This window comes from Stenotrophomonas sp. ISL-67 (assembly GCF_018612915.1).
Classification (GTDB): Bacteria; Pseudomonadota; Gammaproteobacteria; order Xanthomonadales; family Xanthomonadaceae; genus Stenotrophomonas.
This window is the reverse complement of sequence record NZ_JAGGRL010000001.1, coordinates 609,737-623,820: the sequence shown is the minus strand read 5'-3', so window position 1 is coordinate 623,820 and position 14,084 is coordinate 609,737. Positions and strand designations below refer to the sequence as shown.

The 14,084-nt window shown below is 67.7% G+C and carries 18 protein-coding genes; 3 read left to right on the top strand and 15 right to left on the bottom strand.

Features of this window, described 5'->3' with window-relative positions; all coding sequences use genetic code 11:
* Positions 1 to 31 precede the first annotated feature (31 nt).
* The 6 genes from miaA to rlmE form a co-directional block, all read right to left on the bottom strand.
* Positions 32 to 985: a tRNA (adenosine(37)-N6)-dimethylallyltransferase MiaA gene (gene miaA, locus J7J08_RS03020; protein WP_214901341.1), complete on the bottom strand. Its 954-nt coding sequence runs from the start codon at positions 983 to 985 to the stop codon at positions 32 to 34.
* On the bottom strand, positions 985 to 1,884 hold the full coding sequence (gene folP, locus J7J08_RS03015) for a dihydropteroate synthase (RefSeq protein ID WP_214901340.1): 900 nt from the start codon (positions 1,882 to 1,884) through the stop codon (positions 985 to 987). Before folP ends, miaA begins: the two co-directional genes overlap by 1 nt.
* Positions 1,885 to 1,998: 114 nt before the next feature.
* Complete coding sequence (locus J7J08_RS03010; RefSeq protein WP_214901339.1) at positions 1,999 to 2,496, bottom strand: hypothetical protein; 498 nt, start codon at positions 2,494 to 2,496, stop codon at positions 1,999 to 2,001.
* Positions 2,497 to 2,581: 85 nt separating this feature from the next.
* The gene (locus J7J08_RS03005) at positions 2,582 to 2,764 is read right to left on the bottom strand and encodes a hypothetical protein (RefSeq protein WP_214901338.1); all 183 of its coding nucleotides are present in this window, start codon (positions 2,762 to 2,764) and stop codon (positions 2,582 to 2,584) included.
* 109 nt (positions 2,765 to 2,873) lie between these two features.
* Positions 2,874 to 4,814 (bottom strand): ATP-dependent zinc metalloprotease FtsH, encoded by a 1,941-nt coding sequence (gene ftsH, locus J7J08_RS03000; RefSeq protein WP_214901337.1) that lies wholly within the window; start codon positions 4,812 to 4,814, stop codon positions 2,874 to 2,876.
* A gap of 53 nt (positions 4,815 to 4,867) precedes the next feature.
* On the bottom strand, positions 4,868 to 5,500 hold the full coding sequence (rlmE, locus tag J7J08_RS02995; protein WP_214901336.1) for a 23S rRNA (uridine(2552)-2'-O)-methyltransferase RlmE: 633 nt from the start codon (positions 5,498 to 5,500) through the stop codon (positions 4,868 to 4,870).
* A 65-nt stretch (positions 5,501 to 5,565) separates the two neighbouring features.
* On the opposite strand from rlmE, the gene yhbY reads away from it, so the two are divergent.
* Together yhbY and J7J08_RS02985 are read left to right on the top strand one after the other, a co-directional pair.
* Entirely contained in the window at positions 5,566 to 5,871 is a 306-nt protein-coding gene (yhbY, locus tag J7J08_RS02990; protein WP_214901335.1) for a ribosome assembly RNA-binding protein YhbY, read from the top strand.
* Positions 5,872 to 5,876: 5 nt separating this feature from the next.
* Entirely contained in the window at positions 5,877 to 6,272 is a 396-nt protein-coding gene (locus J7J08_RS02985; protein ID WP_214901333.1) for an Mth938-like domain-containing protein, read from the top strand.
* A gap of 93 nt (positions 6,273 to 6,365) precedes the next feature.
* Here J7J08_RS02985 and J7J08_RS02980 read toward each other — a convergent pair whose 3' ends face one another.
* Genes J7J08_RS02980 through surE form a run of 4 tightly spaced genes read right to left on the bottom strand, consistent with a single transcriptional unit; the run spans position 6,366 to position 9,217 of the window.
* Positions 6,366 to 7,133 (bottom strand): peptidoglycan DD-metalloendopeptidase family protein, encoded by a 768-nt coding sequence (locus tag J7J08_RS02980; protein WP_214901331.1) that lies wholly within the window; start codon positions 7,131 to 7,133, stop codon positions 6,366 to 6,368.
* Complete coding sequence (locus tag J7J08_RS02975; RefSeq protein WP_214901329.1) at positions 7,130 to 7,744, bottom strand: YqaA family protein; 615 nt, start codon at positions 7,742 to 7,744, stop codon at positions 7,130 to 7,132. The genes J7J08_RS02980 and J7J08_RS02975 overlap by 4 nt, the downstream gene beginning before the upstream one ends.
* 19 nt (positions 7,745 to 7,763) lie before the next feature.
* Entirely contained in the window at positions 7,764 to 8,441 is a 678-nt protein-coding gene (locus J7J08_RS02970; RefSeq protein ID WP_214901327.1) for a protein-L-isoaspartate(D-aspartate) O-methyltransferase, read from the bottom strand.
* Positions 8,438 to 9,217, bottom strand: a complete 780-nt coding sequence (gene surE / locus J7J08_RS02965; RefSeq protein WP_214901325.1) for a 5'/3'-nucleotidase SurE — start codon at positions 9,215 to 9,217, stop codon at positions 8,438 to 8,440. Before surE ends, J7J08_RS02970 begins: the two co-directional genes overlap by 4 nt.
* A 187-nt stretch (positions 9,218 to 9,404) precedes the next feature.
* Between surE and J7J08_RS02960 the strand changes: the two genes are divergently transcribed.
* Positions 9,405 to 9,944, top strand: coding sequence for a Smr/MutS family protein (locus J7J08_RS02960; protein WP_214901323.1), 540 nt, complete (start codon positions 9,405 to 9,407; stop codon positions 9,942 to 9,944).
* Positions 9,945 to 10,114: 170 nt separating this feature from the next.
* Here J7J08_RS02960 and truD read toward each other — a convergent pair whose 3' ends face one another.
* From truD to eno, 5 genes are read right to left on the bottom strand one after another with little or no spacing between them, the layout of a single operon-like run.
* Positions 10,115 to 11,158 (bottom strand): tRNA pseudouridine(13) synthase TruD, encoded by a 1,044-nt coding sequence (truD, locus tag J7J08_RS02955; RefSeq protein ID WP_214901321.1) that lies wholly within the window; start codon positions 11,156 to 11,158, stop codon positions 10,115 to 10,117.
* Positions 11,155 to 11,649: a 2-C-methyl-D-erythritol 2,4-cyclodiphosphate synthase gene (ispF, locus tag J7J08_RS02950; RefSeq protein ID WP_214901319.1), complete on the bottom strand. Its 495-nt coding sequence runs from the start codon at positions 11,647 to 11,649 to the stop codon at positions 11,155 to 11,157. Before ispF ends, truD begins: the two co-directional genes overlap by 4 nt.
* A gap of 36 nt (positions 11,650 to 11,685) precedes the next feature.
* Complete coding sequence (gene ispD, locus J7J08_RS02945; RefSeq protein ID WP_214901615.1) at positions 11,686 to 12,384, bottom strand: 2-C-methyl-D-erythritol 4-phosphate cytidylyltransferase; 699 nt, start codon at positions 12,382 to 12,384, stop codon at positions 11,686 to 11,688.
* Entirely contained in the window at positions 12,381 to 12,731 is a 351-nt protein-coding gene (gene ftsB, locus J7J08_RS02940) for a cell division protein FtsB (protein ID WP_214901317.1), read from the bottom strand. The genes ispD and ftsB overlap by 4 nt, the downstream gene beginning before the upstream one ends.
* Before the next feature lie 5 nt (positions 12,732 to 12,736).
* The gene (eno, locus tag J7J08_RS02935) at positions 12,737 to 14,023 is read right to left on the bottom strand and encodes a phosphopyruvate hydratase (RefSeq protein WP_214901315.1); all 1,287 of its coding nucleotides are present in this window, start codon (positions 14,021 to 14,023) and stop codon (positions 12,737 to 12,739) included.
* Between the last annotated feature and the right edge of the window lie 61 nt (positions 14,024 to 14,084).

The following is a 14,084-nucleotide window of genomic DNA, read 5'->3' as shown; positions in this document are numbered from 1 at the left end:
GGTACACGGGCCGGGGCCAAGGCGCTGTGGCTCAGCGGGCAACAAAGGCCGCTACGGCATCGGCCAGGGAATCCCCGTCTATATGGGGGTCAAACCAGCGTGCATCAAGCTCCCCCCGCAGCCAGGTCAACTGGCGCTTGGCCAGCTGGCGGGTGGCGTAGATGGCTTTGTCCCGGAAATCACGGGCACTCCCCTGCCCGCCCAGGAACTCCCACGCCTGGCGGTAGCCGACGGCACGGATCGCCGGCAGGTCCAGCGGCGCGGCGACCGCCGCCATCTGCGGCAGGGCACGCAGCGCCCGGACCTCGTCCAGGAAACCCTGGCCAAGCATGCTGTCGAAACGGGTTTCGATCCGCTGGTGCAGCACGCTGCGCTCGCGCGGGGCCAGCACCAGTTTCAGGCAGCGCACCGGCAGCCGGTCCACGCCGGGCAGTTTCTGCCATTCACTGATCGGCGTGCCGGTCAGGCGGTACACCTCCAGCGCCCGCTGGATACGCTGCGGGTCGGTGGCGTGGATGCGGGCTGCCGCAACCGGGTCGACCTGGGCAAGCTGCGCATGCAATGCCGGCCAGCCCCGCTCGGCAGCCTCGGCGCCGATCAGCGCGCGGGTGGCGGGATCGGCCGGCGGCATCGGCGACAACCCCTGCAGCAGCGCGCGGAAGTACAGGCCGGTACCGCCGGCCAGGATCGGCATGCGTCCGCGGGCAACGATGTCGGCCACCACGCGCGCGGCATCGGCGGCGAATTCAGCCGCTGAGTAGGTCTGCCACGGATCCCGCAGGTCGAGCAGGTGGTGCGGTGCCTGTGCGCGCTCGGCGGCATCCGGCTTGGCCGAGCCGATATCCAGCCCGCGATACACCAGCGCCGAATCGACGCTGACGATCTCGCCGCCCAGCTGCCGGGCCAGGGCAATGGCGGTGGCGGTCTTGCCCGAGGCGGTCGGGCCCATCACTGCGATCGCCAAGGGGCGCTGATCGGCGCCCATCAGTCCTCGTCCGGCCAGCGCGGCATTGCCGGGGCGGCGTCCACGCGCGGCATCGGCACCGCATCCACCGCGGCCCACACCTTCAGCGCATCCACGGTGGCGGCAACGTCATGCACGCGCAGGATCATCGCGCCGCGCTGGGCGGCGATCAGGTGCGCGGCCACCGAGCCGGCCGCGCGGTCACGCGGCACCTCGCGCCCGGTCAGCTCACCGATGCTGCGCTTGCGCGACAGCCCGGCCAGCATCGGCACGCCCAGCTCCAGGAAGCGGGCGGAGCATGCCAGCAGGGTCATGTTGTGTTCGGTGCTCTTGCCGAAGCCGAATCCCAGGTCGATCACCAGGTTCTTCTTTGCGATGCCGGCCATCTCGGCCGAGAACATGCGGTCCGCCAGGAAGCGGTGCACCTCGGACACGACGTCGTCGTAGCGCGGAGTGTCCTGCATGCTGCCGGGCTCGCCCCGCATGTGCATCAGCACCACCGGTACGCCCAGCTCGGCGGCGGCGGCCAAGGCGCCGTCCTGCCGCAGCGCATGGATGTCGTTGATCATGCCGGCCCCGGCGGCCACGGCCGCGCGCATCACCTCCGGCTTGAAGGTGTCGATGCTGATCGGCACATGGGTCTGGCGCGCGAGCTGTTCGATCACCGGGATCACCCGGCGCAGCTCCTCCTCCAGCGGCACAGGGGCGCTGCCGGGACGGGTCGATTCGCCGCCGATGTCGAGCAGGTCGGCACCTTCGGCGACCAGTTGCAGACCGTGCGCGACCGCGGCGTCGGTATTGTCGTGCGCGCCACCGTCGGAGAACGAATCCGGGGTGACGTTGACGATGCCCATCACGCGCGGGCGGTCCAGCCGCAGCACCCGGCCGGCACAGTCAAGCTGGGGGAAAGTGTCGAACATGGGCCATCCACGAAATACGCCAGCGCCTAGTTTACGCTGGCGCATCCTCCGTCAACGGGTAGGCTTCGACCGTGTCCGGCACCCCGAAGCCACGCAGGGCGTGGCTCTACCGGGTCAGAGATCGCCGAGCCTGGCGTTGTCGACCGGGTTGGCCAGCCATTCGGCCAGGTCGCCGCCAATGGCAGTGACCACGCGTTCGAGCACGTCGCAGGACCCCTTGAAGCCCCCGAACGCGCCGCCGCGCGATACCCGGCGCGCGGTTACGACGGCGACCTTCTGCCCATCGTCCATCAACACGCCACGCACGGTTGCCGACTTGAAGTGACCGCTGAAGGCGTTGCCGGCGCTCTGCGCTTCCACCAACTCAAGCTTCAGCACCCGTCCTTGGCCGACCGGTGCCTCATCGAAAGCGATCGTGTTACCGAACTTTGGGGCGTTGCTGCCCAGCGCGGTGGCCAGCTGCGCCCCCATCCGGCATTCGGCCTTGATGTTGTCGGCGATGTAGGACGACTCGGAGAACGGCACCGGGTCCTGCACATGGACGGTGGCCGCGAACGCGGGCGTGGCACAGCACAGCAGCACGGCAGCGGCCGCGCGCATCGAATGACGCATGTATTCCCCCTGGAATGTTGGCGGTGGTTGCCTGATGCAACCGCGCCCCGGCATCGTGCCGATTGCCGCGCAGCGGCGCAAGGGCTCAGCGGCGGCGACGCTTGCGGTCGAGGTACAGGGTCTTGCCCACGCTCAGGCCAATGCCGAGCGCGATGCCGACAACGCCCCCCAGCAGGTAGTTTTCGCTGAGCAGGCCCACTGCGGCACCGACCACCGTGGCGATCACGATTTCGGTGGTGTGGGAGACCGGGGGCGGTGGGGTGGACATGGAAGCTCCGGGGACGCTTGGAAACCAACAAGGCCGGGTTGCCCCGGCCTTTGAAGCGGCCGGGCAGAGCCCGGCGCTACGACTTGCCGGGCAGAGCCCGGCGCTACACTCAGATCTGCTCGGCAGGCCCGGCGATCGGCGGCAGCGGACGGGCATCGCCGCCCTTGTCGTTGTTGTTGCCACCGTCCTTGTTGGACTTGCCCCAGCCCATCGGCGGCGGCGGATCGCGGCCTTCCATGATGGCGTCGATCTGCGGCGCATCGATGGTCTCGTACTGCAGCAGCAGCTGGGACATCGTATGCAGCTTGTCCAGGTTGGCGGTAACCAGCTCGGTGGTCCGGGCGTAGGCCTTGTCCAGGATGCTGCGCACCACTTCGTCGATGCGGCGCGCGGTATCGTCGGACACGCTCTTGTGCTGGGTCACCGAACGGCCCAGGAACACTTCGTCGTCCTCTTCGCCATAGGCAATCGGGCCAAGCTCGTCGGACAGGCCCCACTTGGTGACCATGTTGCGGGCCATCTTGGTGGCGCGCTCGATGTCGTTGGAGGCGCCGGTGGTGACCTTGTCGGCGCCGAAGATCAGCTCTTCGGCCACGCGACCGCCGTACAGCGAACACAGCTGGGATTCGATCGCCACGCGGTTCATCGAGTACTTGTCGCCTTCCGGCAGGTACATGGTCACGCCCAGCGCGCGGCCGCGCGGGATGATGGTGACCTTGTAGACCGGATCATGCTCGGGCACCAGGCGGCCGACGATGGCATGGCCGGCTTCGTGGTAGGCGGTGAGCGTCTTCTCTTCTTCGCTCATGGCCATCGAACGACGCTCGGCCCCCATCAGGATCTTGTCGCGGGCGCGGTCGAAGTGCTCCATGCGCACTTCCTTTTCGTTGCTGCGCGCAGCAAACAGCGCCGCCTCGTTGCAGAGGTTGGCCAGGTCGGCACCGGAGAAGCCCGGGGTGCCGCGCGCGATGACCATCGGCTCGACGTCGTCGGCCAGCGGCAGCTTGCGCATGTGCACCTTGAGGATCTGCTCGCGGCCCCTGACGTCGGCCAGCCCCACCACGACCTGGCGGTCGAAGCGGCCCGGGCGCAGCAGCGCCGGGTCCAGCACGTCCGGGCGGTTGGTGGCGGCGATGACGATCACGCCCTCGCCCCCCTCGAAACCGTCCATTTCCACCAGCAGCTGGTTCAGGGTCTGCTCGCGCTCATCATGACCGCCGCCCAGGCCCGCACCACGATGGCGGCCCACGGCGTCGATTTCGTCGATGAAGATGATGCACGGAGCCTGCTTCTTGGCCTGCTCGAACATGTCGCGCACGCGGCTGGCGCCGACGCCGACGAACATTTCCACGAAGTCCGAACCGGAAATCGAGAAGAACGGGACTTTGGCTTCGCCGGCGATGGCACGTGCCAGCAGGGTCTTGCCGGTACCGGGCGGGCCGACCATCAGCACGCCGCGCGGGATCTTGCCGCCCAGCTTCGTGAACTTGGTCGGGTCGCGCAGGAAGTCGACCAGTTCGCCGACTTCTTCCTTGGCTTCGTCGCAGCCGGCGACGTCGGCGAAGGTGACCTTGATCTGGTCTTCGCCCTGCAGCTTGGCGCGCGACTTGCCGAAGGACATCGCGCCCTTGGCACCGCCGCCACCGCCCTGCATCTGGCGCATGATGAACAGCCAGAAGCCGATGATCAGGATCACCGGAAGGAAATTCATCAGGATGGCGCCCAGCGAGATGCCGCTGGAGGGCTCTTCCTGGACGATTTCCACGTTCTTGGCGCGCAGCACGTTGATCAGTTCACGGTCCAGCGGCGCGGTGATGGTGGCCGACTGGCCACTGCGCGTGACATAGGCGATCTGGTTGACGCCGCTGCGCATGTCACCGCTGAAGGTCACCTTCTGGACGTTGCCGCTGTCCACCTGGTCGAGGAACTGCGAATACGTGGCGCCCTGGGTACCGGCGCCGCTGCTCTTGGGCGAGAAGCTCTGGAACACCACCATGAGCACCACGGCGACGACCACCCATAGCAGGAGGTTCTTGGTCAAGTCGTTCATCCTCATTGGCTCCGGTGTTCCTCTAATGCCTGATGCTATTGGTCTGGTTGAGCTTACTTGATCTGGGTGCGTTTGCCCTGCCCCAAGGCGTACACCTCGGGCGAGCGCTTCCGGGACGCTTCAGGCTTGCGGATCACGACCTTGTCGTACCGGCGGCGCATCTCGCGCACGTAGTCGTCGAAGCCCACGCCCTGGAACAGCTTGATCAGGAACGCGCCACCCGGCTTGAGATGGTTGTCGGCAAACTCCAGCGCCAACTCGGCCAGGTGCATCATCCGCGGCTGGTCCACCGCGTCCATGCCACTTTTATTGGGGGCCATATCCGAGAGCACAAGGTCTACCGGCTGATCCCCCACCATCGCTTCAAACTCCGATAGGACGGCCTGCTCCCTGAAGTCCCCGTGAAGGAACTCGACGCCGGCCAGCGGCGGCATCTCCAGGATGTCCAGGGCCAGCACCCGGCCGGTGTCGCCGATCTGGCGCCGGACCTGCTGGGACCAGCCCCCCGGGGCGGCGCCCAGGTCGACTACCACCATGTGCGGTTTCAGCAGCCGGTCACGCGCGAGCAGCTCCTCCAGCTTGTAGGCCGCGCGCGAGCGCATGCCCTCTGCCTGGGCCTTCTTCACGAAGGGGTCGGCGAAGTGTTCTTTCAACCAGCGTTGGCTGCTCTTGCTGCGGGAAACCATTGGAGATAGGGCCGGACGGGGTGGTCATGATACCCTGATCGCCCCAGTTAACCGCTTGTTCCTGAATGTCTATTGTCCTGACCTCGTCCCAGACCCGCTTCCTCCGCGGCCACGCCCATGATCTGAAAGCCCTGCTGCAGATCGGCGGCAAGGGGGTCACACCGGCCTTCCTGGCTGAACTGGACGAAGTGCTGGAGCGTCACGAACTGGTCAAGGTGAAGGTGGGCGCGGAAGACCGCGACGCCCGCGACGCCATGATCGCCGAACTGGTGCAGGCCTCTGGCAGCGCACTGGTGCAGCGCATCGGCCACGTGGCCGTGCTCTACCGCCCCAGCAAGGAAATGCGCCAGATCGTGCTTCCGCGCGGCTGATCGCCATGCAGCTGAACCACGAAATCCCCGATTACGCCTACGCGTTCCGCGCCGTTGGCGCGGGTTCGGTGGTCCTTGAAGACCGCGAGCAGGTCCGCACCCGCGAGCTGGGCCTGAGCTTCATCGTGACCCCGCACACGCTGGTGGAGGCCTGGCCGGCACCCGCCAGCGCAAAGGAACTGACGCCGGCGGACCTGGCGCCGGTACTGGCGCTGGCGCCGGAGCTGGTGATCCTGGGGACCGGGGAAACGCAGCAGTTTCCTTCCGCCGACGTCATGGGGGCCTGCCTGACCCGTGGCATCGGCATTGAAGTGATGACCAATGCGGCGGCGGCCCGGACCTTCAACCTGCTGGCCAGCGAGAGCCGCAAGGTGGCTGCGGCGATCATCCTGCCGGGCTGAAATTCGTTGATTTTGTTCAGGAAAGGCTGCCGTTGGCGGCCTTTTTCTTGCGACTTCGGTGGGATTTCAGCCACGCCCTACGTGGCTGCGCGATCATTTCGGCGGCAGGTACAGCAGCGGGTCAACCGGCTTGCCGTTGTAGCGGATCTCGAAGTGCAGCATGTCGCGGGTGGTACCGGTCCGGCCCATTTCGGCGATCTGCTCGCCGGCCTTGACGCTCTGGCCTTCATTGACCAGTCGCTTGCGGTTGTGGCCGTAGGCCGACAGCCACTGGTCGCTGTGCTTGACGATGATCAGCTCGCCGAAACCGACCAGGCCTGCGCCGGAATAGACCACCACGCCCGGCGCCGTGGCGCGCACCGGCTGGCCGCTGGTGCCGGCGATATCGACACCCTGCTTGGTGACGTCGGCACCGACGAAGCGGCCGACGACGGCACCCTCGGCCGGCCAGCGCCAGCTGATGTTGCTCTTGATGGCGGTGGTCGGCGACGGGGTCGGCGTGGGCGTCGTGGTTCCCGGTCGCGGCGCGGTCACCACGGTGGTGGGCGCGCGGCCCGGACTGCTGCCCGGATACAGGCGCAGCACCTGGCCCGGATAGATCGTGTACGGCTCGGCCAACCCGTTCCAGCCCGCCAGGTCGCGCGGGGTGATGTTGTGGATGCGTGCCAGCGCGTACAGCGTGTCGCCGCGACGCACCACGGCGGTCTGGCCCGGCTTGGCCACCGAGGTCTGCGGCGTGGTGTGCGCGGTGCGCCCGCCTGACGGCTTGACCACCGTGGCCGTGCCGCAGGCACTCAGGGTGGACACCACCAGCAGCAGTGCGGTCAGCCGCGCGGCCCCGCTCAAACGATCAGCACTCATGCGAACTTCGACCTCCAGACAAGCCAGGCCACCAGACCCACCACCAATGCGGTGGCGATCCAGCCCAGCGGTTCAATCCAACGACGCAGCACCGCTTCGGCACGCGCCCCGCCAACGCGGATCACCGCGGCCAGCACGTACACGCGCTTGCCCCGCCCGATCAGCATGCTCAGGAAATACTGCGGCAGCGGCACGCCGACGATACCCGATGCCCACGTGAAGACCTTCATCGGAATGGGCATGAAGCCGCCCAGTACCAGGAACGTGAACACCGCCCACGGCGATTCGGCCATCTTGGCCTGCACGATGGCAATGCCGCCCTCGATGCTGGTCAACATGCCCATCGCGGCGAACAGCGGCTTGACCGCTTCAAATACGTAATGGCCCAGCGCATAGCCGACCAGCGCACCGGCCATCGAGCCGGCCAGGCTGAGCGTGGCGAACCACCAGCCACGCCTGGGCTGGGCCACGCACATCGGCGCCAGCATCACTTCGGGCATCACCGGGAAGATGATCGCCTCGATGAAGCTCAGCACCGTCAGGTAGGTCGGGGCGCGCTCATGTGCGGCCCACTTCATCGCCCGCTCGTACAGCGGACCAAAAATCTTCATGACGCGACGCTCCTTGGAATCAGTCCAGCATGCCAGACAGCAAGGGCACGAACGTAACCGGCGCCAGTACCTGCTGGTCAACGCTGCCGTCGTCGCGACGGGTCAGCTGGATCAGCGACTGCGCCCCCGCCCCGCCGACCGGCGCGACCAGGCGCCCGCCCACGGCCAACTGCTCGACCAGCGCATCCACCAGCGCCGGCGCAGCGGCCGTGACCACGATGGCATCGAACGGCCCGTGTTCGGCCCAGCCGATGCGGCCATCGTCATGCTTGCTGCGGATGTTCATGCCCAGCGCGCGGAAGCGCTTGCGCGCCTGCCGCAGCAGGTCGCCGATGCGCTCGACGGTGTAGACCTCCAGCCCCAGCGCGCCGAGCACGGCGGCCTGGTAGCCCGAACCGGTGCCCACTTCCAGTACTTTCTTCGGCGCCGACTGCAGCACCGCTTCGGTCATCCGCGCCACCACCCACGGCTGCGAAATGGTCTGGCCGTGGCCGATCGGCAGTGCGGTGTCTTCGTAGGCACGCGAGGCCAAGGCCTCGTCGATGAACAGATGGCGCGGTACCACGCGGATCGCGTTGAGGGTGGCTTCGTCGGCGATACCGCTTTCGCGCAGGCGCTCGACCAGGCGGTCGCGCACGCGCTGTGAGGTCATGCCGATGCCGACCGCTTCGGGCTGCAGGCGCAGGCGCTGGCTCATGCCGGCCGGTCCAGCGCGGCAGTCAGCCCGCCCACCCAGCTGGCCACTTTCTCCAGCGCCTGGTAGCGGGTCAGGTCGACCTGGATCGGGGTGATCGAGATGAACCCGTTGCGCACGGCATGGAAGTCCGTGCCCGGGCCCGAATCCTGTTCGCGGCCGGCCGGGCCGATCCAGTACACCTCATTGCCGCGCGGGTCGCGCTGGGCGATGCAGCCTTCGGCACGGTGGCGGTTGCCCAGCCGGGTCACTTCGAAGCCACGCACCTCGGACCAGGGCAGGTCCGGCACGTTGACGTTGAGGATGGTGTCGGCCGGCAATGGATCGGCCTTGAGCCGGGTCACGATCTCCACTGCGGCGCGTGCGGCGGTTTCGAAATTGCGCGGATCGTGGTTGTGGCTCACCAGCGACATCGCCACCGCCGGCAAGCCAAGGAAACGGCCTTCCATCGCCGCGGAAACGGTACCGGAATAGATGACGTCATCGCCCAGGTTGGCGGCGTTGTTGATGCCCGACACGACGATGTCAGGGTCGTATTCCAGCAGGCCGGTCAGGGCCAGGTGCACGCAGTCGGTCGGGGTTCCCGCCACCGAACAGGTGTAGTGGTCAATGCGCTTGACGCGCACCGGCAGGTCCAGCGTCAGCGAGTTGCTGGCGCCGGAACGGTCGCGGTCGGGGGCGACCACCATCACATCGTGGCCGGCCTCGCGCAGCACGCTGGCGAGCATCCTGATGCCGGGGGCATCAACGCCGTCATCGTTACTGACCAGGATCCGCATCCGGGTTTTAACCACTTGATTGTTCAAGACTTCATTTCCATCACTTTCCAGCGTTGGCGGGGCCGGCCTTCACCCGTTCCGGGATCACCGACCGCGCAAGTGCGTCAGCTATTGTGCCGCAACCGGGCAGATCGGCCTACCCCGGCGGGAGGTAGGCACGACCGATTCAGGGCATTAGGCTGTACGCATGTCACATCCTGAAGACGAAGATCCGGCCGCGCTGTTCCGTGCCGCCATCGGCGAGGTTACGCCGCTGCGCAGACCCGTGGCCGCGCCGCCGGCGGCGCCACGGCCCAAGCCGCGCGCGCGCATGGCCGAACAGGACGACCACGCCGCGCGCGGGGAGTTCGCCCGGCTGCTGCGCGACAGCAGCCCGCTGGAAGCCGGCGACACTGCCAGTTACCGGCGCGACAACCTGCCGGCGCGGATGTTCCAGCGACTCAAGCGCGGCCAGTACTCGGTACAGGACGAACTGGACCTGCATGGCGCCACCGTGGTCCAGGCTGAGACGCTGCTGCGGCAGTTCCTGCTGGAAGCCCATGCGCATGAGTACGGCTGCGTGCGCATCATCCATGGCAAGGGGCTGCAGTCGGACGGCGGCGCGCCGGTGCTGAAGAACCTGGTGGACCGGCTGCTGCGCCAGCGCAACGACGTGCTGGCGTTCCATTCGGCGCCGGCCGGGCAAGGCGGGACCGGGGCGGTGTTGGTGTTGTTGGCAAACCGGTGAACCGGGCGTGTCACGCATGGCGTTGACACGCATGGCGGGTTCCGTGCGTGTTCGGCATGGCGTTGACACGCATGGCGTGTCACTACGATCCTTGGTCGGGCGACCTGGTGGTCGAACGACCTTTTTTGGTCGAGGGGCCGCGTAGGGACACGCCATGCGTGTCTGCGCGGTCATTCCGGAACCGGGGCGCCTCCGACGTCATTGACCTGGCCAAGCTCGTGCAGCACGGCGGTGGCATAGCAGCCCGGTGGCAGCGCGAGGGTCAGTTCCATCACGTCCGGCGCCAACCAGCGATGCTGCAGGTTGGCCGGGCGCAGGCGCAGCGCGCGGCGCTCCTGCTTCAGGCGCGCACCTTCCAGGCCGGCGCGCAGCTGCAGCGATTGTTCGTCGCTGACCGCGCCCCGCTCCAGCTCCGCGGCCGCACCACTGCTGCGCAGCTCGCCCTCGCCCCACAACGGGCCGCTGGGATGGATGTCGAAACGGCCGAGGCGGTCAGCCAGCAGGTCAGTCCACGGCTCGGGGCCAAATACGCTGCGGCTGCCATCGAGCATCCACACCTCGCCGTCCAGCGGGCTGTCCCAGCTGCCCTGCACCACGCGCTCGGCCAGCACCTGGTTGAACAGCGCTGACCGGGCTGCCGAGAGCAGCAGCGAGCGCTGGTCCGGGCGCACCCGGCGGCCACCAAACATCGCCAGCGCGGCCGGCACGTTGCCGCCGTCGCGGCCGAAGCGCTGCTCGCCGAACCAGTTCGGCAGCCCGCGCGCGGCAATCAGTGACAGGCGCTCGTCGATCGCCTTCGCTTCACCCTGCACCCCGCGCAGCACCAGCCGGAAACGATTGCCGGCCAGCGCGCCGCGCTGCAGCTTGCGGTTGTGCCAGGTCGACTCGACCACCTCGACTTCATCGGAGGCCAGCAACGCGATGTCCGGCGCAACCCGCTTCGGCAGGTGCACGCTGAAACGCTGGGTGGTGACCGCATGCCGGTCCTTCATGCCGGCGTAGCTGACCGCCATGTCCGGCAGCCCGGCCCACCTGGCCAGCAGCTTGGCCACGTGCACGGTGTTGGCGCCGCGCTTGCGGATCGTCAGCAGCAGGTGCTCGCCCTCCCCGCTCGGCTCGAACGCCGGCAGTTCATCCACCTGGAAATCTTCCGGGGTGGTGCGGATCTGCGCACGCAGCAGGGCCTCGCCAAAGGCCAGCGGCAACGGAATCACAGCGCCACCAGCAGCACGACGGCCTGGGCGGCGATACCTTCGCCGCGCCCGGTGAAACCGAGCTTCTCGGAGGTGGTGGCCTTGACGCTCACCGCATCCAGCGCGATGCCAAGCAGTCCGGCGATGCGCTCGCGCATGGCCAGCGCATGCGGGCCGACCTTGGGCCGCTCGCAGATCACGGTGATGTCGGTGTTGCCGACCTGCCAGCCGCGTTCGCGCAGCAGGCTGTTGCAATGCTCCAGGAAGCGGCTGCTGTCTGCATCTTTCCAGCGCATGTCCGAGGGCGGGAAGTGCTGGCCGATATCGCCGAGCGACAGCGCGCCCAGCATGGCATCGCACAAGGCGTGCAGGATCACATCACCATCGCTGTGCGCCAGCACGCCGCAGCTGTGCGCAACGCGGATGCCGCCGAGCATGATGTGGTCGCCCTCGCCGAAGGCGTGGACGTCATAACCCTGCCCGATGCGGACCGGAGGAAACGGGGTGTTCATGGCAAAAACCTGCTGTGATGGCCGACGAGGACGGGCTCAGGAGCCGCGGCGCGTCAGCTCGAATTCGAATCGGGACAGATCGGCCGGGGTGGTGACCTTGAAGTTGTCCTCGCTGCCCTCTACCAGCAACGGGCGCAGTCCCTGCCGCTCCATCGCCATGGCGTCGTCGGTGACCTCCAGGCCGGCCGCAGCGGCGTCCTGCAGCGCGCGTGCCAGCTGGTGGCGGCGGAACAGCTGCGGGGTCAGCGCACGCCACAGGCGCGCGCGCGGCTCGGTGCCATCGATGCCGCCGTCGTCACCGGCCCGCTTGAGCGTGTCGCGTACCGGCGCGGCCAGGATCGCCCCGACCGGATCGGTACGCCCCACTTCCAGCAGGCGCCCCAGGTCGGCCGCCGCCAGGTTCGGCCGCGCGGCGTCATGCACCAGCACGAAATCGTCGGCACGCACGCTGTCCGGCAGTGCCTGCAGCCCGGCCAGCACCGACGCGGCGCGGGTCGCCCCGCCGGTGCAGGTAAGGATCGGTTTGCCGGCCAGCGACTGCCAGCCCGGCCAGTCGGCATCGTTCTCGGCGATCACCACCATCACCCCGGCCACGACCGGGTGCGACAGCAGGGCTTCCAGGGTGTGCGCCAGCAATACGCGGTCGCCTGCGACCAGGTACTGCTTGGGCGTGTCGCTGCCGAAGCGGGTGCCACGGCCGGCGGCCGGAACCACGGCCCATACGCTGCCCATCAGGGCACGTCCTGGTGCGGCGCGTTCGGGTCGGCGGCCCGCGCCGGCGCACGCGGCGCCGCCACCGGCGCGTTCTCGACCACGCGGTAGAACGTCTCGCCAGGTTTGATCATGCCCAGCTCGCTGCGCGCGCGTTCTTCAATGGCGGCCTCGCCTTCCTTGAGATCCTTGACCTCGGCAGCCAGCGCATCATTGCGCTGCTGCAGGCCGGCGTTGTCGCGCTTCTGGGATTCGACCTGGGCTTCGAGCATCATCACTTCTCCCGAATTGCCCGGGCCGAACCAGAAGCGGTACTGCAGCCATGCCAGCAGTACCGCGAGCACCAGCAGCAGCCAGCGCCAGTTGCGCATGCGGATCAGCGCTTCAGCGACACGAACGCGTCACGGCCGGCGTAACGCGCGCCGGCACCGAGGGCTTCCTCGATGCGCAGCAGCTGGTTGTACTTGGCCACGCGGTCGCTGCGGCACAGCGAGCCGGTCTTGATCTGGGTGGCGGTGGTGGCCACGGCGATGTCGGCGATGGTGGTGTCTTCGGTTTCGCCCGAACGGTGCGAGACCACGGCCGCGTAGTTGGCGTGGTGCGCCATCGCGATCGCTTCCAGGGTCTCGGTCAGGGTGCCGATCTGGTTGACCTTGATCAGGATCGCGTTCGCGGTGCCCGACTCGATGCCTTCCTTGAAGATCTTCGGATTGGTCACGAACAGGTCGTCACCGACCAGCTGCACCTTCTTGCCGACGCGCTCGGTGAGCAGCTTCCAGCCGGCCCAGTCGTTCTCGGCCAGGCCGTCTTCGATGGTGATGATCGGGTACTGGGCGGCCCAGTCGGCCAGGAAATCGACGAACTGCTCGGAGGTCAGGCGCTTGTTCTCGCCCACCAGGTTGTACTTGCCGTTTTCGTAGAACTCGCTGGAGGCCACGTCCAGGCCCAGCAGCACGTCTTCACCGGCGGTGTAGCCGGCCTTGCCGATCGCTTCGAGGATGGTGTCGAGTGCTTCGACGTTGCTGCGGAAGTCCGGCGCGAAGCCACCTTCGTCGCCCACCGCCGTGCTCAGGCCGTGGCCCTTGAGCACCGACTTGAGCGAATGGAAGATTTCGGTGCCGGCGCGCAGCGCTTCGGAGAACGAGGTGAAGCCGACCGGCAACACCATGAACTCCTGGAAGTCGACGTTGTTGTCGGCATGCGCACCGCCGTTGATGATGTTCATCATCGGCACCGGCAGCGAGACGTCGCGGCCCTGCGCCAGATGCTGCCACAGCGCCTGCTTCTTAGAGGCGGCCACGGCATGGGCATTGGCCATGGAAACACCCAGCAGCGCGTTGGCGCCCAGGCGACCCTTGTTCTCGGTGCCATCCAGGTCGATCAGGCGGCGGTCCAGGGCTTCCTGGTCGGCGGCGTCGACGCCCTTCAATGCAGCGGCAATGGTGGTGTTGACGTTGGCCACGGCGTTGCGCACGCCCTTGCCCAGGTAACGGGTCTTGTCGCCATCGCGCAGCTCGACCGCTTCCTTGGTGCCGGTAGAGGCGCCCGACGGCACGGCGGCACGGCCGAACGAACCGTCCTCCAGGGTGACTTCGGCTTCCAGCGTGGGGTTGCCACGGCTGTCGAGGATTTCACGGGCGTGGATGCTGCGGATCGTGGTCATAGCGGGCCGGTTACCAGTCAGAAAGGGGGGACGCCCCGGCAGGGGCGCGTCAAACATGCCG